Origin of the sequence: Mucilaginibacter sp. PAMB04274 (genome assembly GCF_039634385.2) — a bacterium.
GTDB lineage: Bacteria > Bacteroidota > Bacteroidia > Sphingobacteriales > Sphingobacteriaceae > Mucilaginibacter.
In genome coordinates, this window is sequence record NZ_CP155081.2 from 4,633,875 (window position 1) to 4,659,049 (window position 25,175).

27 protein-coding genes are annotated in these 25,175 nt (G+C 42.4%); 15 read left to right on the forward strand and 12 right to left on the reverse strand.

Features of this window, described 5'->3' with window-relative positions; translation table 11 throughout:
- Positions 1-41: 41 nt before the first annotated feature.
- Positions 42-746 carry an NUDIX domain-containing protein gene (locus tag ABDD95_RS19670; protein WP_345949061.1) on the reverse strand — a complete coding sequence of 235 codons (705 nt, stop codon included), beginning with the start codon at positions 744-746 and terminating at the stop codon, positions 42-44.
- 207 nt (positions 747-953) lie between these two features.
- On the opposite strand from ABDD95_RS19670, the gene ABDD95_RS19675 reads away from it, so the two are divergent.
- The 9 genes from ABDD95_RS19675 to ABDD95_RS19715 all read left to right on the forward strand — a co-directional run bounded on the left by ABDD95_RS19675 (position 954) and on the right by ABDD95_RS19715 (position 10,431).
- Positions 954-1,832 carry a beta-1,6-N-acetylglucosaminyltransferase gene (locus ABDD95_RS19675; RefSeq protein ID WP_345949062.1) on the forward strand — a complete coding sequence of 293 codons (879 nt, stop codon included), beginning with the start codon at positions 954-956 and terminating at the stop codon, positions 1,830-1,832.
- Positions 1,816-2,190, forward strand: coding sequence for an FdtA/QdtA family cupin domain-containing protein (locus ABDD95_RS19680; protein WP_345949063.1), 375 nt, complete (start codon positions 1,816-1,818; stop codon positions 2,188-2,190). Before ABDD95_RS19675 ends, ABDD95_RS19680 begins: the two co-directional genes overlap by 17 nt.
- Entirely contained in the window at positions 2,187-3,272 is a 1,086-nt protein-coding gene (locus tag ABDD95_RS19685; protein WP_345949064.1) for a DegT/DnrJ/EryC1/StrS family aminotransferase, read from the forward strand. Before ABDD95_RS19680 ends, ABDD95_RS19685 begins: the two co-directional genes overlap by 4 nt.
- A 146-nt stretch (positions 3,273-3,418) precedes the next feature.
- Positions 3,419-4,159 carry a TolC family protein gene (locus tag ABDD95_RS19690; protein WP_345949065.1) on the forward strand — a complete coding sequence of 247 codons (741 nt, stop codon included), beginning with the start codon at positions 3,419-3,421 and terminating at the stop codon, positions 4,157-4,159.
- On the forward strand, positions 4,159-6,327 hold the full coding sequence (locus ABDD95_RS19695) for an AAA family ATPase (RefSeq protein WP_345949066.1): 2,169 nt from the start codon (positions 4,159-4,161) through the stop codon (positions 6,325-6,327). The genes ABDD95_RS19690 and ABDD95_RS19695 overlap by 1 nt, the downstream gene beginning before the upstream one ends.
- A gap of 25 nt (positions 6,328-6,352) precedes the next feature.
- Positions 6,353-7,525: a glycosyltransferase gene (locus ABDD95_RS19700; protein WP_345949067.1), complete on the forward strand. Its 1,173-nt coding sequence runs from the start codon at positions 6,353-6,355 to the stop codon at positions 7,523-7,525.
- A 3-nt stretch (positions 7,526-7,528) separates the two neighbouring features.
- Complete coding sequence (locus ABDD95_RS19705) at positions 7,529-7,678, forward strand: hypothetical protein (RefSeq protein ID WP_345949068.1); 150 nt, start codon at positions 7,529-7,531, stop codon at positions 7,676-7,678.
- Entirely contained in the window at positions 7,679-9,205 is a 1,527-nt protein-coding gene (locus tag ABDD95_RS19710) for an O-antigen ligase family protein (protein WP_345949069.1), read from the forward strand. It abuts the gene before it with no gap.
- A 5-nt stretch (positions 9,206-9,210) separates the two neighbouring features.
- Complete coding sequence (locus ABDD95_RS19715; protein WP_345949070.1) at positions 9,211-10,431, forward strand: glycosyltransferase; 1,221 nt, start codon at positions 9,211-9,213, stop codon at positions 10,429-10,431.
- On the opposite strand, the gene ABDD95_RS19720 is transcribed toward ABDD95_RS19715, so the two are convergent.
- Positions 10,403-11,164: a glycosyltransferase gene (locus tag ABDD95_RS19720; RefSeq protein WP_345949071.1), complete on the reverse strand. Its 762-nt coding sequence runs from the start codon at positions 11,162-11,164 to the stop codon at positions 10,403-10,405. The two genes, ABDD95_RS19715 and ABDD95_RS19720, sit on opposite strands and share 29 nt — an antisense overlap.
- Positions 11,165-11,295: 131 nt before the next feature.
- Positions 11,296-12,087, reverse strand: a complete 792-nt coding sequence (locus ABDD95_RS19725) for a glycosyltransferase (protein ID WP_345949072.1) — start codon at positions 12,085-12,087, stop codon at positions 11,296-11,298.
- Positions 12,088-12,163: 76 nt separating this feature from the next.
- Between ABDD95_RS19725 and ABDD95_RS19730 the strand changes: the two genes are divergently transcribed.
- Both ABDD95_RS19730 and ABDD95_RS19735 read left to right on the forward strand, forming a co-directional pair.
- Positions 12,164-13,513: an oligosaccharide flippase family protein gene (locus ABDD95_RS19730; protein WP_345949073.1), complete on the forward strand. Its 1,350-nt coding sequence runs from the start codon at positions 12,164-12,166 to the stop codon at positions 13,511-13,513.
- Between the two features lie 63 nt (positions 13,514-13,576).
- Positions 13,577-14,443: a beta-1,6-N-acetylglucosaminyltransferase gene (locus tag ABDD95_RS19735; protein ID WP_345949074.1), complete on the forward strand. Its 867-nt coding sequence runs from the start codon at positions 13,577-13,579 to the stop codon at positions 14,441-14,443.
- On the opposite strand, the gene ABDD95_RS19740 is transcribed toward ABDD95_RS19735, so the two are convergent.
- Genes ABDD95_RS19740 through ABDD95_RS19755 form a run of 4 tightly spaced genes read right to left on the reverse strand, consistent with a single transcriptional unit; the run spans position 14,435 to position 16,980 of the window.
- Positions 14,435-14,944, reverse strand: a complete 510-nt coding sequence (locus ABDD95_RS19740; RefSeq protein WP_345949075.1) for a hypothetical protein — start codon at positions 14,942-14,944, stop codon at positions 14,435-14,437. The two genes, ABDD95_RS19735 and ABDD95_RS19740, sit on opposite strands and share 9 nt — an antisense overlap.
- A 9-nt stretch (positions 14,945-14,953) precedes the next feature.
- Entirely contained in the window at positions 14,954-15,292 is a 339-nt protein-coding gene (locus ABDD95_RS19745) for an STAS domain-containing protein (RefSeq protein ID WP_345949076.1), read from the reverse strand.
- A complete protein-coding gene (locus tag ABDD95_RS19750) occupies positions 15,285-16,430 on the reverse strand; it encodes a fused response regulator/phosphatase (protein ID WP_345949077.1) in 1,146 nt (381 codons plus the stop codon). The genes ABDD95_RS19745 and ABDD95_RS19750 overlap by 8 nt, the downstream gene beginning before the upstream one ends.
- Before the next feature lies 1 nt (position 16,431).
- Positions 16,432-16,980, reverse strand: coding sequence for a hypothetical protein (locus ABDD95_RS19755; RefSeq protein WP_345949078.1), 549 nt, complete (start codon positions 16,978-16,980; stop codon positions 16,432-16,434).
- Between the two features lie 56 nt (positions 16,981-17,036).
- On the opposite strand from ABDD95_RS19755, the gene ABDD95_RS19760 reads away from it, so the two are divergent.
- The 3 genes from ABDD95_RS19760 (at position 17,037) to ABDD95_RS19770 (ending at position 19,811) form a co-directional block, all read left to right on the forward strand.
- Positions 17,037-17,954 carry a glycosyltransferase family 2 protein gene (locus tag ABDD95_RS19760; protein WP_345949079.1) on the forward strand — a complete coding sequence of 306 codons (918 nt, stop codon included), beginning with the start codon at positions 17,037-17,039 and terminating at the stop codon, positions 17,952-17,954.
- 3 nt (positions 17,955-17,957) lie between these two features.
- On the forward strand, positions 17,958-19,127 hold the full coding sequence (locus ABDD95_RS19765) for a glycosyltransferase family 2 protein (protein ID WP_345949080.1): 1,170 nt from the start codon (positions 17,958-17,960) through the stop codon (positions 19,125-19,127).
- 69 nt (positions 19,128-19,196) lie between these two features.
- A complete protein-coding gene (locus ABDD95_RS19770) occupies positions 19,197-19,811 on the forward strand; it encodes an acyltransferase (protein WP_345949081.1) in 615 nt (204 codons plus the stop codon).
- A gap of 201 nt (positions 19,812-20,012) precedes the next feature.
- On the opposite strand, the gene ABDD95_RS19775 is transcribed toward ABDD95_RS19770, so the two are convergent.
- The 3 genes from ABDD95_RS19775 to ABDD95_RS19785 all read right to left on the reverse strand — a co-directional run bounded on the left by ABDD95_RS19775 (position 20,013) and on the right by ABDD95_RS19785 (position 22,553).
- Positions 20,013-21,224, reverse strand: coding sequence for a sugar transferase (locus ABDD95_RS19775; RefSeq protein ID WP_345949082.1), 1,212 nt, complete (start codon positions 21,222-21,224; stop codon positions 20,013-20,015).
- Positions 21,221-21,631 carry a response regulator transcription factor gene (locus ABDD95_RS19780; protein WP_345949083.1) on the reverse strand — a complete coding sequence of 137 codons (411 nt, stop codon included), beginning with the start codon at positions 21,629-21,631 and terminating at the stop codon, positions 21,221-21,223. Before ABDD95_RS19780 ends, ABDD95_RS19775 begins: the two co-directional genes overlap by 4 nt.
- A gap of 124 nt (positions 21,632-21,755) precedes the next feature.
- Positions 21,756-22,553: a glycosyltransferase family 2 protein gene (locus ABDD95_RS19785; RefSeq protein WP_345949084.1), complete on the reverse strand. Its 798-nt coding sequence runs from the start codon at positions 22,551-22,553 to the stop codon at positions 21,756-21,758.
- Between the two features lie 262 nt (positions 22,554-22,815).
- Between ABDD95_RS19785 and surE the strand changes: the two genes are divergently transcribed.
- Positions 22,816-23,583: a 5'/3'-nucleotidase SurE gene (gene surE / locus ABDD95_RS19790; RefSeq protein WP_345949085.1), complete on the forward strand. Its 768-nt coding sequence runs from the start codon at positions 22,816-22,818 to the stop codon at positions 23,581-23,583.
- 56 nt (positions 23,584-23,639) lie between these two features.
- Here surE and ABDD95_RS19795 read toward each other — a convergent pair whose 3' ends face one another.
- Positions 23,640-24,275 carry a hypothetical protein gene (locus tag ABDD95_RS19795; protein WP_345949086.1) on the reverse strand — a complete coding sequence of 212 codons (636 nt, stop codon included), beginning with the start codon at positions 24,273-24,275 and terminating at the stop codon, positions 23,640-23,642.
- Between the two features lie 191 nt (positions 24,276-24,466).
- Positions 24,467-25,030 carry a hypothetical protein gene (locus tag ABDD95_RS19800; RefSeq protein ID WP_345949087.1) on the reverse strand — a complete coding sequence of 188 codons (564 nt, stop codon included), beginning with the start codon at positions 25,028-25,030 and terminating at the stop codon, positions 24,467-24,469.
- Positions 25,031-25,175: the final 145 nt, after the last annotated feature.

Below are 25,175 nucleotides of genomic sequence, written 5' to 3' on the forward strand. Positions count from 1 at the left end.
GTAAAAGTAGGGTTCTAAACTATCACTGCAAAAAAATTTTATCAGAAAAATTGAAGGTGATCGGGCGTAATAATTAGGCTAAAAATTTTATATAGATTTTCCTTGTACCGTGCTTTATCCAGCGTGTAATAAAAAGCTCCTTTTTTTGAGTTCAGCTTATCTTTTTCATTTAGCTTAATGAGCAAGCCGGTTGAAAGTAGCTTGCGGCTAAAATTACGTTTGTCAAAATTTACCTCGTAAATGGCATCATACATGGCCTGTATCTGCGGCAGGGTAAATTTCTCGGGCAGCAGCTCAAATACAATGGGATGCAGAGCGGCTTTATACTGCAAACGTTTTTTGGCCAGATTCACCATTTCATCATGGTCAAAAATCAGCTTCGGCACATTTTTTATCGGGAACCATTCAGCATGATAATCCGGGCTTAATTGCTTTTCATACCGGGCAATGTCAATCAATGCAAAGTAAGTGATACTAATGGTCCGCTCGTTCGTATCGCGGTTTACTGCCCCAAAGGTGTGCAACTGTTCCAAATAAACGCCCTGCAAACCGGTAAGTTTATGCAAAATACGGCTGGATGCATCGTCTGCACTTTCATCTTCTTCTACATAGCCACCCATGAGGCTCCATTTGTGCATTTCTGGGTTAAAGCCTCGTTGAATCAGCAACAGTTTTAAATCTGCTCCGTCGAAACCAAAAACAATACAATCAATAGCAACAGCAATATGCGGCGGACGTTTTTTCATTCAGCGTATTTGTAACCGTAGCGAATGTAACAATTTAGCGAAACAAATAAAATTAAGCATACCTAAATGCGCCTCCTTACGTATTTATCCACATACATTGCCTATTAAGCAACCGGCATTAACCAGCAGACTATTAAACATGGCACGGTATTGTCTTAAAACACCCATATTTGACCGTTGCTTTAACTTATAGCCGAAACCGCATTCATGAAAATAGCGCATTTAATACTTACCTATACCAACCCACAGTTAACAGAGAGGCTCATCAAAGCGATCACTCATCCGCAGTTTGATTTTTATATACATGTAGATAAAAAGTACAGTATTGAGCCGTATTTGTATTTGCAGCAATACCCTAATGTTTATTTTATAAAAGACCGCGAGGACGTGCGGTGGGCTGGCTACAATACTATTAAGGCAACCTTTAAGTGTATTAGAGAAATAGTGGCCTCTGGTACTCAATATGAGTATATTAACTTTATGAGCGGGCAAGACTATCCACTTAAATCTGCGGAGGACATGCTCAGTTTTTTTGAGCAAAACAAAGGCAAACAGTTTATTGAGTACCAAAGTATAGACCGGGAGTGGATTGAGGCACAGCCGCGCATCACCAAATACCATTTCACCAACTTTACTTTTAAAGGCCGGCACCGTATTGAGTGGCTGGTTAACCTTTTTACACCTAAACGTAAAATGCCGCAAAACTTAGACCCTTATGGCAAGGCTATGTTTTGGATGCTAAACCCGAAACGGGCTATGCATGTGGTGAATTTTGTGGAATCCAATCCCCAATTGGAGCGTTTTTTCCTCTTTACCTGGGGAAGTGACGAATTTGTTTTCCAAACTATTTTAATGAATTCGCCGTACAAAGACGAACTCGTCAATAACGACTACCGGTACATTGACTGGTCGGCCGGAGGGGCGCATCCCAAGGTGCTGGATATGGGCGATTTTGTAAAAGCGACCCAAACCGGTGATTTATTTGCGCGCAAAGTGAACGCAGAGAAAAGCAGCGAACTTTTAGATGCATTTGACAAGCACATTAAATTAACACCATCTACCAGCACCTATGGCTTACCTGATTAATATACCTACTTTTAGCGATGAGCGCGGCAACCTTACCGTGCTGGATGAAGCCATTCCGTTTCCCATAAAAAGGTTGTTTTATATATACGGGGTAGATAACTCTGCCCGCGGAGGTCACAGGCATCATAAAACCGTACAGGCTGCTATTTGCATACAGGGCAGCTGCACCATTATAAACCATGATGGCAAAACGTTGGAGCATATAGAACTGGACGCACCTAGAAAGTGCCTGATTCTGGAAACGCAGGACTGGCACATTATGACTAATTTTAGCCCCGATGCTATACTGCTGGTATTGGCCTCCACCTCGTTTGATGCAAGCGACTACATTTTCGACCCTTATCCTGAAACGGCATGATAGCGTATGAAAACCTGCTGGAACTGAACAAACCTTTTACAGCGCGTTTTAAGCAACAGTTTGATGAATTTTTAAATTCGGGCTGGTACATCTTAGGCAAATCGGTAAGCAATTTTGAGCAGCAGTTTGCAGAATGGAATACATCCTCTTATTGTGTGGGCCTGGCTAACGGGCTGGATGCACTTACCCTGGCGCTTAAAGCTTACAATTTCGAGCCAGGCAGCGAAGTCATAGTCCCGTCAAATACTTATATAGCTACTATCCTCGCCATCCTGAACAATAACCTTACACCAGTTTTGGTTGAGCCAAACATCCACACTTATAACATTAACCCGCTGTTAATTGAGCAAGCTATTACGCCACGTACCCGGGCTATAATGGTAGTACACCTGTACGGAAAATGTTGTGATATGGACGCGATTATAGCTATCAAAAACAAGCACCAACTCATATTGATAGAAGATTGTGCACAGGCACACGGCGCCACTTATAAAGGCAAAAAAGCAGGCACTTTTGGTGAGTTTGGAGCATTTAGCTTTTATCCTACCAAAAACCTGGGCGCTTTGGGCGACGCCGGCGCGGTTACTACAAACGATGAAAACCTGGGCGGCATTATCAAACAGCTGCGCAATTATGGATCGGATAAGAAATATTACAACGAACGGATAGGTACCAATTCGAGGCTGGATGAATTGCAGGCAGCTTTCCTAAGCGTTAAGTTACAGGCGCTTGATGATATTAACGCACATAAACGCAAACTTGCCGGACTATACCTTAACCAGTTAAAAAGTGACTACATTTTGCCGGTTGTTGAGGAAGGTTACAAGGATGTTTACCACATTTTTAACATAAGGCATCCGCAGCGCGATAAGCTAAAGGCCTTTTTGTTACAGCAAGGCATTGGCACCGAAATACATTATCCGGTACCGCCGCATAGGCAAAAAGCATTGCAGCCGTTAATGCAGGAACAGAACTTCAATATAGCCGATGAGATACATGCAACTACACTAAGCCTGCCCTGCTCCTACTGCCATACTGAGGATCAAATTAATGCTGTAATTGAAAAGCTCAATGCATTTTAAAACTTTAACAACCTCACTTTAAGCACCTTTTAAATTATTTTTGATTAAAATAAACCGGCTTAACTATATTGACGTATAAAGGTATTTTAAGTACTTTAACCCATTTTAAGGCTAACCATAATACCTTGCCAGCACACAAGAATTTGATGAACAGATTATTTACCCTTGTTATTATTTTAGCTTCTACTTCTTTTGCCGCTCCGGTTAGCTTAATGGCCCAAAATTCGTTGGTAAATGAAATATCAGAACCCTACCTTGAAAAACTGATTAACACCGCCAAAGCTAACTATCCGCACTTAAAATCGTTAGATAACCGTATAACCGTTGCACAAACCAATGTGAGCCGTTCCAAACTCTCCTACCTCGATGCATTGACATTTTCATACGTTTATCAGCCCAATACTACCTTCAATTTAAATACATTGGCGCCTACAACTACTACTGGCGGCACAACAGGCACAGCAAATACCAACAACCAAACCAGCTTATTTAAGGGTACGCAATTTGGCTTGTTTTTTAACTTAGGCTCCTATCTGCAAAAGCCCTATGCGGTTAAGCAAGCCAAGCAGGAATTGGCCATTGCCAATAACGACATACAAGAATACCTGATAACCTTAAGTACCCAGGTAAAAAAACGCTACTATCAATATATACAACGGGTGGCTGCATTGAAGCTGCAGTCGCAGGCATCTATTGATGCCGAGAATGTAATGAAGGACGTTAAATACAAATTTGAGAAAGGCGAAGAAACACTTGATACTTACAACAAAGCCCGCCTTGCGCTTACGCAACAAAATCAAAGCAAAATTACTGCTGAAGCTGATCTGTTTATGGCAAAGGCCGACCTTGAGGAACTGCTGGGCGAAAAATTAGAAAATATTAAATAATGGATTTAAGTAGTTTCCTAAAGGTATTACTCCGTCATAAACTTACACTGGTTTTAGTACCGTTAGTAACGGTAATCATTACCTACTTTTTGGTTCGTAACCAGCCCGATACCTATTTATCCAGCGGCCAAATTGCCACCGGTATTGTAGACCAGACACAAAAAAGCATTAATACAGCGGCCGCTGTGCTGCAAGACCAGCAGGTGAGCCAGGAGTTCAGCAACCTGATAGCCATGATACGCTCCAAAAAGATGCTGGATCAGGTGGGTTACCAGCTCATGATTCATGACTTGTCTTCGTCAACGCCTTTTCGTAAACCCAGCAAGTTATTTCTAACACTCAATGCATCGGCAAAAGCACATGCCATAGCTGTTTACAAAAAATTTTATAACCTGCGGCAGCCGCTATCGCTATTTGACCCCGACCAGCGCGGGTTGCATGATCTGATGGCCTCCATGCGGTATGACGACCAGTCGTTACTTAACAAACTAACCGTTTACCGCGATGGCAACAGTGATTTTTTGTTTGTACAATTTGAGTCAGAAGATCCCAACATGTCGGCACTGGTGGTTAATAATTTATGCCAGGAGTTTATTGCTTACTATACGTTGTTGGTAAAGGAAAATCAGCGCAAAGCCGTAAACTTTTACAGTGACCTACTGCAGGCTAAAGGAGATACTTTACAACGGAGGTTAGACCGCTTAAAAGATTATAAAATTAAGAATCGGGTATTGAACCTGAGCGAGCAGGCCAAATCTTTGTACGGACAAATATCTGATTTTGAGACCCGGCGTGAGCAGTCTGAAAAAGATGCGATTGCCTACAAAGCGGCTATTAATGAGATTGACAACCAGTTTGACCCTGCCGATCGCCGTTACCTGGAAAGCTCAATGGTACGCATTAACCAGCAGTTGATGAGAACACGTACCCAACTGGAGACCGTTAACAATGAGTACGTACAAAGTGGTTTTAAACCCGAATATCAAGAACGTATTGACTCGTTAACCAGATTAATGAGTAGCCAGATCAGCCGGGCGTCAGACAAGTACATTGTTAACCCTATGGTAAACAAGCAAAGTCTCATTGCACAAAAGCTAACCATGCAAATTCAGTATGATCTGGCCAAAAGCAGCGCTGGTTCAATTGAGCGCGAACTGATAAGGTTAAATAACCGCCTTACCCGACTGGTACCGCATGAAGCAGTAGTACAATCTGACGAAAGCGCTATACAAATTGCACGTGATGAGTACATGGACGTACTCGAAAAATACAATCAAACCAGTTTAGAGTCTAACTTTTCGGTCAATTTAAGGCAAATTGAAACCGCCATGCCGGGTGCAGCACAGCCATCAAAAAAAATGCTGCTGGTTATTATTAGCGGAGTTATCAGTGTGTTGTTTTGTGTGCTGATATTGTTTGTGTTGTTTTACCTGGATAACTCTGTAAAAAATCCGCGTGAACTGGCCAACATCACCAAAACACCTGTACTGGGTTACCTGCACAAACTTAGCGGATCTACGTTCGACCTGCGCCAGATATGGAACGATACTCAGAGTAATGATGAACATCGGAGGTTTAAAAACTTGTTGCAATCAATTCGTTTTGAGATTGATAATGAACTGAAAGGCAATAAGGTGTTGCTGGTGAACAGCATTGCGCAAGATGAGGGTAAAACCTTTTTAGCCCTAAACCTTGCTTATGCCTATGCGCTGGTAAACAAAAGAGTATTGTTGATTGACGGCGACTTTACCCGACCTGATATTACAGCAGCCGTGAAAGCCAAAACGTTTATAGAAGACTACCTAACCGGCAATTTGCCCATTAATGAATTGGCATCTACCTCAAAAATTAGTACCTTGGGCAACAAAGGCAATGATATTTCGCTGTTACAAATTGCTTCTTCCGCTGTAATTGAAGAAAAGCTATCTTTATTAAAATCAAACTTCGATATTATCATTATCGAAGCTTCGGCACTAAACACGCTCAACAAATCAAAAGAGTGGATTAGCGTGGCCGATAAAGTAGTTACCATTTTAAAAGCCGGTCAAACTTTAAAGGAGCATAAAAAACTGCACATAAACTATTTACAAAGCCTGCCTAACCAATTTATAGGCTGGGTGTTAAATGAAGTAGATAAAGGACAGGTACCTGCCGAACAGCAAGCCTAACATTTAACTCGTTAAAACTACTTACATGGCCGTAATAAATACGTTATGGATAATATTTCAGGTACTGATTGGGTATAACTTGGTGTTGCCAATAGTACTTTACCTTTTCTATAGCCTTAAAAGAAAGCCTCAGGTGTTGCTCTCATCCCCTGCCGAGGCAGACTACGCCATTATTGTAACCGCTTATGAATGGGTAACTGCCATACCCGACGTGGTGGCTTCTTTACTAAAACTTAATTACAGCAATTATTTAATTTATGTTGTGGCCGATAAGTGCGATATCAGCACACTTAATTTTGAAGATGAGCGTGTAGTTATACTGCGCCCCGAAGAAACACTGGCGGGCAACGTTCGCTCCCACTTTTATGCCATTAACCGCTTTAAACGCCAACACGACAGGTTAACCATTATTGATAGCGACAACCTGGTAGAGCCCGAATATTTAAACGAACTGAACAAAATGTTTAACCAGGGCTTTGAGGCAGTACAGGGTGTACGAGAGGCCAAAAACCTTGACACTACCTACGCCTGCCTGGATGCAGCCCGCGATATATATTATCATTTTTATGATGGTAAGATTTTGTTTCAGGTAGGTTCATCGGCTACACTGGCCGGATCGGGCATGGCATTTACCACACAGCTTTACCGCGAAAGCCTTGAAAATCGCGATGTAAGCGGTGCCGGGTTTGACAAGGTACTGCAGGCCGCCATACTAAGCCGAAACAAGCGCATTGCATTTACCGGAAAAGCCATTGTTTGGGATGAAAAGACCACCCATTCGGACCAGTTAGTTAAGCAGCGCGCCCGCTGGATAAACACTTGGTTTAAATACTTTGGTTACGGCTTTACGTTATTGTTAAAGTCGGTTAAAAACTTTAGTTTAAATCAGTTCATATTCGGGTTGATACTGTTGAGGCCACCCCTATTTATATTTTTGATACTGGCTTTGTTCTGCATGTTCATCAACATTTTTATTAGTTGGGCTGCTGTGGCTGTGTGGATGTTGGGCTTTCTGCTATTTGTATTGGGCTTTTACATTGCCCTGGCTAAATCTGATACGGATAAGCGCGTATGGCAATCGCTGATTAATATTCCTAAATTTATTTATTTTCAGATACTTTCATTGTTAAAGGCTCGTAAGGCAAACCAATACTCTGTTGCTACCCGCGGTAGTCAGAGCACAACAGACAATATCTAAGCCATGAGGATAAATCCAACAGATAAAGCGCTACGAGATAATAAGGTTGATCCGGCCCTTCAGGGCAAGATTGACCAGATAACCCGTATTGTAGCTTTAGCGGTGGCTTTTTTGAGTACCTTTTTTTTCTTTATCAAAATTTTGTTTTTGTAAGTGACGGATTTTCAGGCAACCATAAAAGGCAGCAAAACGGGCGGCAGTATCAGGCAGCGGCTGGCTAAGCTGTTCCTGGTACAAAAGCTTAATAACCCTACAGGTATCATTATATTACTGGCAGCTGCGGCTATCATAGCCTTGGGTACCGCCAAAATGGGGCTGCCCTTTGGCATTCTGTTGCTTATTGCCTTTGGTGTACTGCCTTTGCTGCATGCCATCGTTAACTTTCCCAAATTCGGTATTATTCTGCAGCTTATTATGGCTTACTTCCTGTTCGTACTCATACGCATAGGGGTGCCGGGGCCGGTAGGTACTTTGATGGATGGTATTCAGGCTTTGCTGTTGCTAGGCTTAATTATCCGCGTAAAAGAAGATAATCACAACTGGGTTTATTTTAAAAGTCCTATCACTACCGTACTATTAATATGGCTGGGCTATAACATACTGGAGTTTGGCAATCCATTTGCCGAATCGCGCCTGGCCTGGGTATATACCATACGAACTGTAGCTATTGTACTGCTGGGCTATTTTGTTCATTTATACAGTATACGCTCGGTTAAATATGTACGCCTGCTGTTAAAGCTCTGGCTGTTAATGAGCTTAATAGGCGCTTTGTATGCTTATAAACAGGAGTATATTGGCTTCTCGGCAGCCGAAGACGCCTATCTGCATTCTGATCCGGCTATTGCCTCGCTACTATTTATTGCCGGTCATTGGCGCAAGTTCTCTACTTTTTCTGATCCGGTTGCGTTCTCTTATAATATGGTAATGCCTACCATACTATGCATTTGTATTATAGCAGGCAAGTTTAAACTTTGGAAAAAAGTGGTACTAGCCATATGTGCAGCATTGTTTATGTCGGCTATGTTATTTTCGGGCACACGAGGAGCTAACGTGCTTTTACCGGCGGCGTTGCTGCTATTTGCCATTTTAAATTACAGCCAGCGTGTACTTATTTTTACTTGCGTGGCAGCTGTATTTTTGCTGGTACTTATTAACATACCTACCGGTAACCCTAATATTCAACGCTTTCAAACGGCATTCAGGCCTAATAATGACGACTCGTATAACCTGCGTAAGCAAAACCAAAAACGCATACAGCCTTACATACTTACCCACCCAATGGGCGGTGGATTAGGCGCCACGGGCGACTGGGGTAAAAAGTTTGCACCGGGTTCGTTCTTGGCCAGCTTTCCGCCCGATAGTGGTTACATCCGCGTGGCAGTTGAGGAGGGCTGGATCGGCTTGTTCTTGTTTTGTTTAATGATGTTTACCATCCTGAAGCGGGGCATTAACAACTACTACCAGATGCAGGACCCGGAGCTAAAAACTTACTGCCTGGCCATGACACTGATTGTGTTTGCGTATAATATTGCTAACTTTCCGCAGGAAGCATTGGTGCAATATCCATCAAACGTGTTCTTTTACCTGGAGGTAGCTTTAATAGAGGTAACCTACCGGTTAGACCTGGCTAAACAAAAAGAAAAGCTACAGATACAATCTTTTAGTACATCATCCGTATAAACCATATGAGCAGCGGCGATCTAATAAAAAACAAGGATATTATCATTGTAGGACAGCAACCCTGGGATGTAGAGATAGGCAGCAATTGCAAAAATATAGCTCTTGAGCTAAGCAAGCATAACCGAGTGTTGTATGTTAACTCGCCGCTCGATCGTATATCGCTGCTAAGGCATAAAGATTCACCCAATATTAAGAAACGACTGGAAGTAATTGACGGCAAAGTTAACGGTTTAATACGCCTGCAGGAAAACCTATGGAACTATTACCCTGATGAGATTATTGAATCGGTAAACTGGATTAAAAACAACACCATTTACACGTTTTTAAATAAGCTGAATAATAAACGCTTTGCCCGCAGTATTAAAAAGGCCATTAAGCAACTTGGTTTTAAGGACTATGTATTGTTTAACGATAATGACATGTTCAGAAGCTTTTACCTGAAGGAAATGCTGCAACCTGCATTAAGCATTTACTACTCGCGCGATTTTATGCTGGCTGTTGATTACTGGAAATTACACGGCACTACCATGGAGCCCGAACTGATAGCTAAAAGCGACCTTTGTGTAGCTAATTCTACTTACTTAGCTAATTACTGCAAGCAATACAACCCCAACTCCTTTTACGTAGGCCAGGGCTGTGATCTGGATACTTTCACGGGGTACAATCAGCAAAAGCAATCACCGTTGGATATCACTTATATTCCTAAGCCCATCATCGGTTATGTTGGCGCGCTGCAAAGCATCAGGCTTGATATAGACATTATAAAGCATATGGCTAAACAACGCCCGGGATGGAACATTGTACTGGTAGGCCCGGAGGATGGCGAGTTTCAGCAGAGCGATTTGCACCGCATGCCAAATGTTCATTTTTTGGGTGCCAAAAGCCCGGAGTTATTACCGGCTTACATTAGTGCGTTTGATGTATGCATCAATCCGCAGATTGTTAACCAAGTAACTATTGGCAATTACCCACGTAAAATTGACGAATATTTAGCTATGGGCAAGCCTACTGTTGCTACCCGCACCGAAGCTATGAGCACCTTTGCAGAGCATGTTTACCTGGGCGATAGCAAGGAAGATTATGTACGCCTTATTGACCAGGCCCTGGCCGAGAACAGTGAAACGTTACAACGCGAACGTGTGCGTTTTGCCGCCACCCATACCTGGACCAACAACGTGGCTGAGATTTACAGTGCTATTAAAAAAGTACTTCCCACGTATGCTTAACATTGCGATACAAAGCCCTGGCTAACACAACTAACGGGTTATTGCTCTGGCGCAGATCACTGCGCGTCATTGTGCTGGGCTCGTCTGATGAGTTAACCTGATCGAACAGTTTTTTATAATCCTCATAAAATACGGCCTTGCCCTTCTTTTTAATAAAAGAAAGATTCATCATAAATTCGGTCCGGTCGCCTTTTAACCCTTCGGCGTAGCGGCCAAACTTTTCAAAATATGTACTGCGGCGCAAGTGCGGATGATCGCTGTAAACATGAAATTTTTTGTAACCAGGGTACCATATCTTAAACACCATTTCGGAGAAACCAAATTTATAAGGTTTCAGATACGGATATTTAAAATAGGCATAAAAGCGGGCTATATCCACATCGGGCCGCTCTTCCATAATGGTCAAGGCATTACTTAAATGAACTGCATAACCCGCAAAGGGGTCAAAGTCTTCCTGAACGTATAGCGTATAAGCTGTTTTTACCGCATCCTGCCCCTTGTTGATATTGTTACCCAATCCCTTATTTTGGGGTGCTGAAACAAGTCTAAAATTATAGTTCGCCGCCAGTTCTTTTAAACGCACAACCTGCTCCGACTTGCTTCCATCATCCGACACCACAATGTCTCCAAATACAATTTCTTGTTTTTGGAATGCCTGTAAAAGCCGCTCTAATGACTGGCTGCGATTATAATGCGTAACTAAGAGGGTGACAGATGGAAATTGGGTTGGCATGAAATTTTACTTTCTATATTCTTTAATTGAAGATTATCTTTTTAGAACAGCAGGCAAAAATTTATATACGTGCTGGGTTAAAACGGCAAAGTGCAACCTTGCGGCTCCCACAAAAACACCTTGGGCACTCTTTACTTTCTATACAACACATCATAAGTCCAGCGCATGAGTTTAAACTGCAGGTATACATAACGCAAAGCCAGTGCCAGTGGATTCTTGCTTTCGCGCCAGCCCGCCCGGTTCATGGTACTCGGCTCATCACTTGAGTTCTTCTGGTAAAACAAGTCGTTATAGTTTTCAAAAAAAATTCCTCTGCCCTTATGCTGTATAAATGATTTGGCCATGCGATATTCCGTTATATCGCCTTTAACACCTTCTGCATATCGCCCAAATTTTTGAAAGAAAGAGGTGCGCCGCAAATGCGGGTGATCGCTGTACATGTAAAATTTGATGTGGTTATTAGCCCATAGCTGGGGCTTAAAAACCATTTCGGCAAAACCCTTGCCATAAGCTTTGGTATAAGGGTAACTGAAATAGGCATAAAAACGGGCAATATCAAGCCCGGCATCTGCCTGCATAAAGTTACTTGCATCTTTAAGGTGCTGCAAAAATTGTGGCTTGGGCTCAAAGTCCTCTTGTACGTAGAGCGTGTAAGGTGTAGAAACGGCGTCCTGCCCCTTGTTGATGTTATTGCCCAATCCCCTATTTTGAGGCGTAGTAACCAAGTTGTAACCGTATACACTTTGCAGCTCCTGTAATTTTTTTTGATGCTCGGGCTTACTACCGTCATCAGACACTATAATACCGCCAAAGCTCATCTGCTGGTCGTTAAAAGTCTTTAGCAGGCGCTCCAGCGATTGACTGCGGTTATAATGTGTAATTAATAAGGTAACTTCTGGAAAGTGATTTACGTTAACATCCATAAATTGAGCTAATATGCTATATGTTTCTGAATTTACAGGCATTCAGTTTGCATAGCTTGGTGTTATTGTACGAGATATGTGGCTAAAAGTTATCACCCTGGTTAAAAACAAACACTTCCTTTCGCTGGCCGGCAACGTCATTATGTCGGGTTTGGGGTTGGTTACCATGGTGCTGATATATCATGCCTTATCTGTGAACGATGCCGGTATCTGGGTGTTCTTTCAATCCATTTTAATTCTGGTAGATACCTTTCGGTCGGGCTTTATTACTACGGCCTTCATTAAATTTTACGCCGGTGCCGATACCAAACGCATGGCCGAAGTAGCCGGCTCGGCCTGGTGGCTGGGCCTCATCATTACAGCACTGCTACTGTTCATAAATATTCCCGCATTTTTAGTAACACCCTATATACATGATGAGAGTATTTTGATGTTTTGCCGGTGGTTTGGTTTGAACTATATCTTTTCGCTACCGTGGTTTATGGCTACCTGCGTGTTGCAGGGCGAGCAACGTTTCGACCGGCTTTTATACGTGAGGCTGGTTAACCAGGCTTCATTTCTGTTAGGGGTGTTGTTGCTGTTTATTTTAGGCAAGGTAAACGTAATAGCCGTATTGTACATATACCTGGGGGCCAACCTGCTTACCAGTATTTATGCACTTGCAATGGGATGGACGCGCATTAGCTCCCTTACGCAACGCAGCCCGCAGGGCATAAAGGATATGTTTCACTTTGGTAAGTTTAGTGTGGGGACTACCTTAATATCCAATCTCTTCCGCACGTCTGATACCTTTGTCATCAACTTTATTCTTAACAAGCAGGCGGTAGCCATTTATAACCTGGGCCAAACGCTAATGCAACTGGTTGAGATTCCGCTGCGAAGTTTTGCCGCCACCGGTATGCCCGAACTATCTGTCGCTTACAACCAGAACAACCGGTTTTCGGTCATAAGCATTATGAAGCGCTATACCGGAACACTGAGCATTGTATTGATACCGGCTGTGATACTGGGCTGCCTTTTTGCCGATTTACCTATTTACCTTATAGGTGGCAACAAATATGCAGGCACGGATGCAGCAAACGTATTCCGCCTGTTTTTAACATTTGCCTTACTATACCCGGCCGACCGCTTTTTTGCACTCACGCTGGATGTAATACACCATCCAAAAGTGAACTTTTATAAAGTACTGGTAATGCTCGTAGCTAATATAGTTTTTGACTGGGCAGGCGTGTACCTGCTGGGCAGTATTTACGGCATAGCCATAGCAACCGTATTCCCGGTACTGATTGGAACGCTAATAGGCTATCGTGCTTTGTGCAGGTATTATCCGTTTACCATTGGCAGTATATATGCAACCGGTTACCGGCAGGTTAAGTATTGGATTAGTAAAAGCTTAAACAAAAGCACCGCTGTAAACCTGTTTTAGGCAACTTACATAATAACATAACAAGTGTATATAGGAAACACAAACTCCACATTGAATAAAGGCATGAGAATAGCGCATTTGATATTAGCTCACAACAACCCCAACCAGTTGGAACTGCTCATCAGGCGATTGACTTATGCCGATGATGTGGTGTATGTACATTTAGATAAAAAGACACCATTGGCACCCTTCGGCTATTTAAGAACGCTAAAAAACGTATTTTTTGTAGACAAAAGAGTGAGTGTAAAATGGGGTGCCAGCAGCATGGTGGATGCCACTATTAATGGCTTTACTGAAATACTGGCAACCGGTACAAAGTACGATTTTATAAACTTGCTCAGTGGTTGTGATTACCCTCTGCAAAGACCCGAATATATTCATGATTATTTGAGCCAGCATAAAGGTAAAACCTTTATGAGCTTTAAAGCCATAAGTAATGACTGGCAGGAAGCCATTCCCCGTATTGAGCTGTATCACTTGAATAATTATAAATTTCCCGGAGTTTTTATAGCGCAAAGACTTTTAAATCAGCTTTTGCCTAAGCGGAGTATGCCCAACGCATTGATACCGGTAGGGCAATCGCAATGGTTCACAGCATCAGGTGATGCGGTGGCTTATATATTAAATTTTTGGAAACAGAACCCGCAATTAAGGCGCTTTATAGGCTTAACCTGGGGGCCGGATGAATTTGTATTTCAAACCATCCTTTATAACTCGCCTTTTTATGAGCGGCTGGTGAACAATAATCTACGGTATATTGATTGGTCGGCCGGAGGCGCCAGCCCGAAAACACTTACCATTGCCGACCAAAGCAAGCTTTTAGCATCAAACAACTTATACGCACGCAAATTTGACCTGGATAAGCATGGTGATATAATGCAGCTTATTGATCAAAAGCTGGGTAACGACAGCAGGGTGGCTTCAGCCTAAATTAAGCTTTACGGTAAAAATATTGGCTGGTTGCCGGTAACTATAAGTAAATTCGCTGGCGGCCTTTGTAATAATGAGCAAGCCCATATGTTCGCTTAGCGTGTTAATGTAGATGTCGGAATTATCAATTTCAGTATTATAAAATTCCACTTTTTCATTTTTAAAAACGGCATACAGGCTGTGTATACTGTCATAACTAATCAGCAACGGTTCATTGGGCTTTGAAGCAATTGCGGTAAAGTAGGGCAATGGTTGGCCATTGTCGGTTTTTGTAATGATAAGATGCTCTTTATGAACCTCCAGGCTAAAGACCGATTTACTTGTGCCCGAATGTTTAACAGCGTTGTTGAGCAATTCACCCAGTATAAATTTAACTTTAAACAACAAACTGCTGTCGTGGTGGCACTCCACCAATTGCGTTACCAGGTGATCGAGCACCAGGTGCGAGAAAGCACTTATACCTTCGGCCCGGTTATCAAAATCAAAGTGTTGCTCGTTCATTTGTTTGCCCTATCCAATCGCCTGTACAGCATCCTGTTCGCCAGCGTACATTTTAAACACTTTATCCAGCCTGATTAGTTTTAGCAGATCGCTGATGTCCTGCTGCGGGCTTAACAATACGACATCGCACTGCATAGGCATTGCATGTTTTAAGGCAGCTACCAGGGCACCCAAAAATGAGCTGTCCACATAGGTCACTTTTGCCATATCAAGCCAAATACTGCGTTTTTTTGTATTGAGAAGGCTGATCAACTCGTTTTTAAACTGCTCGGCATGGCTTAAGTTTGCCTCCGTTAAGTTAACCTCAACTAATAAATATTTAGCTTCTTCTTTAAGAACATTAAGCATGTGGTAAGATTTTGCAGATGTATATAATACTACAATCATCAACCCATTTGGATGATTGCTTTTGTAAACTTTCTTTAAATTCGGTGAAGGTAACTCCACCATCCAGCTGTTGTTTTAAATGGCCAGCAAATTGTTGATAATCGCTCTTCTTTGCGCCGTCTGCAACAAAGTCGGTCAGTCCGTCGGTAAACAAAAAAAGCTGGTCGCCTTCGGCCAGTGTTATCGGTTGCCCGGTGTAATTCCCGTCGGGCAGCATGCCAAGTAACAACCCTGTCGATTCTATGGGTCTGATTTCCTGTGTTAAGCTATGGTAATGCAGTAGCGGTAAATCGCCTGCTCCAGTATAGCTTAACTGGCCGGTTTGCTTATCCAAGCATATTAACGATAAACTGCACAATATATCGCGCAGGCCCTCGTCATGATAAATTACCTCGTTTATTTTTTGCAGCATAGCAGCGCCCGAGTATTGGTTATCTGATACTCCAAAGCGGATCGCTGCACGTATATAGCTCAAATAGGTGAAGGTGTAAAACCAGGCTTTCCACTTTTTACCCATAATATCGCCCAGTATGATGAACAGGTAGCGGTCATCAGCCTCTATAAAATCTATGAAATCGCCGCCGGGTATGTCCTGAAAGTCCTGGTGCCATAGGTCAATATCAAAGCCGTTAATTTTAGGCAACTTTTGTGGTACTGCCTTAATATTGAGTGCAGCTACTGTTTTCCTGATCTCCAGTTCAGACAGTTGCCTTTGCATATTCACCGTGTGCAATAGGTTGTTTATCTTGGCTATAATAACATCAACAGGCGTATCCTTTATAACATAATCAATAGCGCGCAAATCGAGCCCGCTGTACATAATCTGCTGATCGTCAAACGCGGTAAGAAACACAAAGGGAATATCCTTTAAATGGGCATCATCAAGCAGGTGTTGCCTGAACTCCAACCCGTTCATTTCGGGCATTTCATAGTCAGACAGGATAATATCCGGGACCTGGGCTTTTAGCATGCTTAACGCCTCGGGGGCCGAATGTGCCGTATGGCAGGTGAAACCTGCCCGGGTAAACGCCTGAGCAAGCAGTTTAAGGAACAGCGGGTTATCATCAACCAATAAAATACTTTGGGATGCGCTGGTCATATTATTTATCGGTGCTTAATTGTTTGTATACTGATTTTACCAACAAATAACTGCCGGTAAGTATAATGAGCAAAGATATAACATCCATTAAAGTTACCCCATCCTGCGGATTGAAATAAAAGATGGTGAACATTTCGAAATAAGGCGGTGCCGGCATAATGATCATAGCAAAGCCCAGCATTATGAGTACAAGACTGATAAGGATAAGAAAAAACCGCGAGACACGCTCGCCACGCAGATATTTTTTAGACATGTTGCTGTCAACCTGATGGCTGGCCAGCAGTACGCTAAACTCGTCGAGCAAGTCGGCACGGTTAGCAGTGTCATGCACATCTATTTGCTTAAATGCATCGAGCTGGTCGCGGTAAGATCCGGCATCATCAAGCGCCTGGTTTACCCGCGTCCTGATTTGCTTTACCTTTTCGCTGTCAATCTCGCTTTCGGCCAGCAAGTTTACCAGCTCTTCCAGCTTGTCATCAATAGCGGTTTGCTTATTGGTAACCTGCTGCAACTGCGCCACTTCTTTTTTTATATCTTCGTGCTTACTCAAATCAAAGTAATAAATTCATCACAAACTTTTATGGCCCTAAACCGTAAACTTATACAATGAAATTAGTTTCTATCATTACGGTTAATTACAATCAAAGTTTCATTACCGAGCAATTGCTGGCTTCCATAGCCGCCACAAATGCTTACCAGGCTATTGAACTGATTGTTGTTGACAACGCCAGTAAAGATAACCCGGTGCCAGCCTGGCAAACACGCTACCCCGATATAACCTTTATACGGTCTGAAACTAATTTGGGTTTTGCCGGCGGCAACAACCTGGGCATTAAAGCCGCTAAAGGCGATTATTTATTTTTGGTGAACAATGATACCGAGTTTACGCGCGGTTTAACACAGGCCCTGGTAAATATATTAGATACCCAACCGCAAGTGGGTATGGTATCGCCTAAGATAAGGTACTTTGACCAGCCCGACACCCTTCAATATGCCGGCTTTACGCCCATGAATTATTACACCATGCGCAACAAATGCATAGGCCAGTTTGAGGTAGATAAAGGGCAGTATGATCACCACACAGGCCCTACTGGTTATATACACGGCGCGGCCATGATGATTAGGCAAGAAGCTATTGCCAAAGGCGGGTTAATGGCCGAAAACTTTTTTCTGTATTACGAAGAAATGGATTGGAATGACCATATTAAACGTGCAGGGTACGAGATATGGCTCGAGCCAAAAGCGCTTATTTACCACAAAGAGTCGGTTTCGGTAGGTAAGATAAGTGGACTTAAAGAATATTTTATGAACCGCAACCGCATACTCTTCATCAGGCGCAATGCACCTTCGGTTTTGGCGGTTATCATTTTTTATATTTACTTTATACTGGTGGTTACACCACGTAACATAATCAACTACCTTCGGAAAGGCTATAAAGGCTTTACCGGCTTGTTAATCAAAGCCATTTGGTGGAATTTAACGCACAGTAAAAACAGTACCGATTTAGGTTACAGGCTTAATTAATTTATGGAAATACTATTTTGGCTTAGCCTGTTTATTGTTTTTTATGCCTTTGCAGGTTATGGGATATTACTTTTTATAATTATTAAAATTAAGCGCAAGCTACGCGGCACCCCGGTGATACCGGTAGTTGATATGGCTAATATGCCAACCTGCAGCCTGGTTATTGCAGCTTATAATGAAGAAGGCTTTATTGCCGAAAAGATAAAAAATACGCTCGAACTCGATTACCCGGCCGGTAAATTGAATCTTGTATTTATTACCGATGGTTCCAGCGACCGTACACCCGAAATGGTGGCTGAATATCCGCAGATCAGATTAATGCACTCGCCTGATCGGCGCGGTAAAATAGCGGCTGTACACCGTGCTATGGAAACAATTATCAGCGAGGTAGTGGTGTTTACTGATGCCAATACCTATCTCAACCCTGATGCCCTGCTCAAAATTTGCCGCCACTATGCGGATACCCGCGTAGGTGCTGTTGCAGGCGAAAAGCGTATAATGGTAGATGCAACTGCCGATGCTACCGCCAGTGAAGGATTTTACTGGAAATATGAATCGAAGCTGAAAGCCTGGGATGCCGAACTACACTCGGTAGTTGGGGCAGCGGGCGAATTGTTTAGTATACGCACTGCCTTGTACAGACCGGTATCGCCTAATGCCATTTTAGATGACTTTATGATATCGCTGCTGGTAGCCGAGGAAGGCTACCGGGTACTTTATGAACCGGAAGCATATGCAACCGAAACATCGTCTGCCGATGTTAAGGAAGAATTGAAGCGTAAAATACGTATTGCTGCCGGTGGTATTCAATCTATCATTTGGTTAAAGAACTTACTCAACCCGTTCAACCAGCCATTGTTATCGTTCCAATACATTAGCCACCGCGTATTACGGTGGACGGTGGTACCCTTTTTAATGATACTGGCTTTGCTTCTTAACATTGCCATTGTTGCGGCAGGCGGAGGCTTAATTTATCAGTTACTTTTATTTGCCCAGGCAGCTTTTTACCTGATGGCCCTGGCAGGGTGGCTGCTGGAGCGCCGCGAGATAAAAGTGAAGATACTATTCATTCCCTACTACTTTTGCATGATGAACTATGCAGTGATACGCGGTATCTTCAGATACATGGCCGGCGGACAAAGTGCAGCCTGGGAAAAATCTAAACGAAAATAAATTACCTTTATACGAAATTTAGCTGCTACAAACAGGAACTTATCCTGCTATATAACGTAAAAACGAGCGATGTCGCTTACAGATCAGATTAAGAACAACCCTTCTTTAAAGAAAATGGTGCACCGTATGCTTATACCTAAGGGTGAGGCAACACCGCGGTTTTGGGTAAAGATATTGGTGAACCCATTTCTGCATAAGCGGGCTCAGGGCTCAAAAATACGCTGGCGCACTCGGTTAGACGTAATGCCTTTTAACCGTTTTGAGCTGGGCAAAAACTCAACCATTGAAGACTTTTGTACTATTAACAACGGTGTAGGCGATGTACTGATTGGCAACAACACCCTAATAGGCATGAGCAATGTGATTATTGGCCCCGTTAACATTGGCGACAATGTAATTATGGCGCAAAATATTGTAGTAAGTGCCTTAAACCACGAGTATCGTGACGTAAACAAACCCATTCATACGCAAGAGATATTAACCGCCCCCATTGTAATTGAAGATGACTGCTGGATTGCCGCTAATGCCGTAATTACCTCAGGCGTAACTGTAGGCAAACACAGCGTAGTGGCTGCCAATGCTGTAGTCACCAAAAGCATCCCCCCATTCTCGGTAGCTGCAGGCAACCCTGCCAAAATCATTAAACAATATGATTTTGAGTTAAAGGACTGGGTACGAGTATAGGTTATTTTGACTTTTTAAGCGTTCAGCTTCGAACCTTTGTTTACAAAACACATTACTCGGAACTTATATTAGGAGCTTAAATCTTAGCTTTTACTAATAAAGCAGCGTAGCAATATCAGCCGCGCTAACAATAAAAAAGCCACCCTTTTTTTGAGGATGGCTTTTTTTGATACATCTTAATTCCTGATTTTCTATATTTTTCTATACGCTTTCCTTTTGCAAAAGTGCAGGTATGGTCTTGAGTATAAGCTTCACATCGCTGCGCAGGCTATGGTTTTGGGCATAAACGTTATCCAGCATTAAGCGTTCCTCTTCGCTCATATCGCCTTTACCGCGCTTTTCTACTTGCCATAAGCCGGTTATTCCAGCGGGGGCATGAAAGCGAAGGGCGTACTTATCGGTAGTTAACTTTTCTGCTTCGTACAGCGGTAACGGGCGGTTGCCTACAATGCTCATGTCTCCAATAAAAACGTTCCACAATTGCGGCAACTCATCAATACTGGTGTTACGAATAAAGTTTCCAATACGGGTAATACGCGGATCGTTCTTGATCTTAAAAAAGGCCGACCCGGCACTTGTCTTTTTATTATCTATATACTCACGCTCACACCAGTGCACTTTATCCGCATACATTGGGAATTGACACCTGCCGGCGCTTAAGCAATCGCTGCACAGGTGCGAGGTGTTTTCTATGATCTGCTTGCCTTCGTCACCTTTTTTTGCGGCGGCATCGGTGTCATATTGGTTCAGGTGTTTTAAATCCTTCAGGCGCCGGTCGGCATTTACATACATCGACCTGAACTTGTAAAATTTAAATACCTGGTAACCCGTACCAACACGCAATGAGTAATAAAACGCCGGACCTTTCGATTCGAGCTTAATTAATATATAAACCAACAAAAAGAACGGCGATAACATTAAAAGGGCCAAACCAGAGAAGAACATATCAAACGCTCTTTTACCTGCGGGCACTTTATAAGTAATTTCGGTACGGGTGGCAACATTGTTGCGCAATCCTTTCCAGTGGTCAATCAAAAAATTTACCCTTGTTTCAATATTTTGGTAAGAAACCGGCAACTTGAAAACATCGGCTACACCGGCGTTAAGCGCCAGGCTACGCAGGTTGCTGTTAAAATGATTAACAATTAAAAAGAACGGCACATCGCGCATGTTATTCTTTTTTAAAGTCTCTAACAGTGTAATACCCGATGAAGCTAAAACCTCATCTTGCGAAATAACTGCTGCAATATTTAGCTTACCTTCCTGCCAGGCCGAGAACATCTGCATGCCATTTTTAAAATGCATGAGTTGTCTATCCTGAAAGTTACATTGATTAATTGACATGGTGAGCTCGTCGCTCAAATTAATCAATGCAATAATTTGCCGTTTGTGGGTAAATGTGTCAACACTCATAAGTTCTGCACGCTCTTTCCTATTCTTCTTAAAATCGCTCTAACACGCGCTTCGAGCTCAGCCGGGTTAAAAGGTTTTACAATAAAATCATCTGCGCCTGTATTTAAGCACCTCACCCTTACCTCTGAACTATCCTCACCCGATACGATGATAACGGGTATAGACTTAAAAAAATCGCTGCTGTGTAACTGGGCAATAAAATCAAGTCCGCTCAGGTTGGGTGTATTTAAATCGGATATCACCAAGTCGGGGATATTGCCGTTTTGTAAAAACGAAAGTGCTTCTAATGCCGAAGGACAAATTTCTAACTCATAGGCTTTACCTAAGAACTTTCTGAGTATAAGCTGCATATAATTATCATCTTCGATAATTAATATTTTAGTTTGCCCAGTGTCGGAGAATCCCATACGTGTGGATTTGGTAGTGTTTGTTGTGCTTAAAAGGTTGTTAATCGCAGGTATCATACTGTATCATTATATATGTATACCTGATACGTAATTTATACGGTAAAGGTTCTTACAAATAATATTGTCACGAAATAAATACGCGTTTAAAACGTTTTACTGTTGCTTTCCATAAGCCGCCATCTATTTGTATGCGCCTATCTGTTGTCCATACGATGGCCCGGGGTTCATCAACACGAAACATGTCTCCGAAGCCCTTATTTTTCAATTTTAGTGCCAGATAACCATCTTCGTTGGTACCTGGGGGGTGGTTAAAACTGTCCACCTGTAGCCCTTGCTCACGTCTGAAGCCCGAATTAAACCCGTAAACATTTACCGCTTCATTTTTAAAGTGCGTATTATATAAGCGGGTAAAGTCAGAAAAATACTCATAAAAAAAATAAGTAAAACGACTGGTGCTACCCACCGGTATAAACGAAAAGCGGCCGTATGTAATAGCCACCTGTTTACTGCTATCGGCCAATGGTTTTACCATCTCTTCTATCCAATATTTGGGGTAAATGGTGTCGGCATCGGCATTCAGTATATATTTGCCGCTTGCCTTAGCCAGGCCAGCATTACGAGCGGGGGTAATACCCTGCGTAGTTTCGAGTATACAATTTACGCCGCAGGCCTTTACCAGTTCTTCGGTTTTATCCTGCGAGTTATTGTTTACCACTACAATCTCAACCGACCACTTGGTTTCATTGCTACACAACGACGCCAGCGTTTGTACAATAGTGCTTTCCTCATTATAAGCCGGCATAACTACAGATACATCAGGCGTTCCCTTATACAATTTTTGATAAGCCTGCTTCACTTGTAGTGGATCTTGCTTAGTGTAAAAGAAGTTACTGATATACGCAGGTATAGAAACGGGTCTCATAAAAGGGAGCAAATTATAATTTAAAGTTTAATTATTTATGATTTTCACAAAAAATATAACTTTTCAATAAATATTTAATATTAGCATAGTTGTATTGAGCCAAAAAGCATAGCTTTCTGCCACTTATACGGGCCTGAGCAAAAATATTTGCATTAAATGCAAATTAATTTTTCACTAACATGTAATCATCTGATTATGTGAACATTAAAAACCAAATTACCTCTTGGTAAAGCATAGAACTTAAAATAACTAACTTAGCGGTATGAAAAAGTCTAAGCCCACAATTTTGGTGGTTAACGATGATGGCATAACTGCGCCTGGTATTAAAGTTTTGATTGAAACCATGCAAGAGTTGGGCCATGTTGTGGTGGTAGCGCCCGATAGCCCGCAATCGGGCATGGGGCATGCGATTACTATCGGCAAACCGTTGCGATTAGATGCAGTAGACTTGTACGAAGGTATAGAAATGTACAAATGCTCGGGCACACCGGTTGACTGTGTTAAACTGGCTGTTAACCGGGTATTTAAAGGCACTAAGCCAGATTTGTGCGTTTCGGGTATTAACCATGGTTTAAACAACTCTATAAACGTGCTTTATTCAGGCACCATGTCGGCCGCGGTTGAGGGCGCTATTGAGGGCATTCCATCTGTTGGCTTTTCATTGGATGACTATACACAGCAGGCCGACTTTGGCCCCTGCAGCAAATATGTTAAAAAGATTGCTGAACAGGTTCTGGCAAACAGCCTCCCCGCAGGCACACTACTTAATGTAAACTTTCCGAAAGGAAATGAATTAAAAGGAATTAAAGTTTGCCGGCAGGCACAGGGCAAGTGGGCCGAGGAGTTTGATGAAAGAATGGACCCACACAAACGTCCTTATTATTGGCTTACCGGCGAATTTCAGTTAAATGACCAGGGCGAGGATACGGATGTATGGGCGCTTGAAAACAATTTTGTATCTGTAGTACCAGTGCAGTTTGATATGACCGCACACCATGCCATATCTTATATCAATAGCTGGAAATTATAGCGCTTGATTGTAGGGTGTTAGATTGATACGTATCGAAGTATATTAGTTTTACCGGCTTATTCTACTTCCTCGTAACCAAGCGGTTTTTCTTGACTGCCTTTAATCAGGAAGCTGTTAAACTCCTCACTCAGTTCAACGCAACTTTGCTTTAACATTTGCACAACAACTTTAACACCTTCATCCATTTCGCTATCCTCCAGTATTTCTACCAGGCCCATTATGTTGGCTAGCGGGCGCCTGATTACATGAGACTGCTTGTATGCCACATCACGAAGCGTTGATGTAAGAAACTTAATATGATCCTGTCGAGATTCGAAATCGGTAATATCGTAACCCATTCCGATAATACCGCTGATGTTACCTTCAAGTGTCAGATTGGCTTTAAAGTCCCATTGGGTAATGGTATAACCTCCTCTGCCGTTCAACTTTCGTAACGTTACCTGGAAACTTTGATGTGGGTGCTGCCGGCACATCATATTTGTTTGGTAAGCCACACCATGATCATCCGGATGTAAAGCTGCAAGGGCCGAACGGGTTCCCGGATTTTTATAATACGCCTGATACTTTTCTAAAAAATACTCGTTAAAATGCGCGTAATTGCCTTCGTCATCAACTAATACGAGGTAATAGGTTTGCGAATCATTCAGTAAGTTAAAAATATGCTCGAAAGTACTGCCGGCCGTTGTTATCATGGGCTAAAAAGGTTGAAGTATATTAAGGCATTTACAGCAGGTAGCGGAACTTAAACGATATAAAGCAGGTATGGAGGTATGTATAGGCTGCAAACTCACCCTATACTACAAATTTACCAAATCATTGTTTTACTGCTATCTAAATTTGCAACAGCTGCCGCCAAGCACTAATTTCTGCTGTTAGTCGTTGGTTACTGTACACTATTTAAGGTCAAGTCAATCCCCTGGGGGGCGCCTTCAATTTTACAAATGAGTGGAAAATCAGCGCTGTTGAGTATCCACAACTTTGTTTTACCGTTTTTGGTTACCGCATAAAACGTGTCAGTTTCTTTCCCATCCAAAACGTAAGGAGTTGCACTTTCCGTAACTGTAAAGGTTTGCCCGTTCAGTTCAAAAGCTTTGTTAGTGAGCAAACTGTTAAAAGTATCTTTAGATAAGAAAGCCAGCGTCTCGTTATCCTTTAATTTGGTTACAGCGTCAAAGCCAGGTTCCCGAAGCGCCATTTTGTTGCCGCTCTGTATAGCCTTAGCAGAAATTTCGAACATGCCTGTGCCCAAGCCGGAAATGACCCACTTAATCCTCATAGGGGCATTTAGTTCGCTTATGGTTAAAATTGCAGGCAGGGTTTGCCCCATGGCACGGGCGTTAGCTGTGTAATTCAGCACCGTACCTGCTTTTATTTGCGGTACATATTTTTGTGCGTTAGCTGTTAGGGTTATTGCAGCGCAAGTGAGTATTAATAACAGTTTTTTCATTTTAAATTAATTTCAATTAATTACGTGTTTAAAAATAACATTAAAAATCGCTTACTATTGTACTTTTGATGATATGCTTGGTAAAAATTCTGTTCTAATTGGCTTGCTGCTTGGATTAATATTGCCATTAACAGCATGGCTGCTG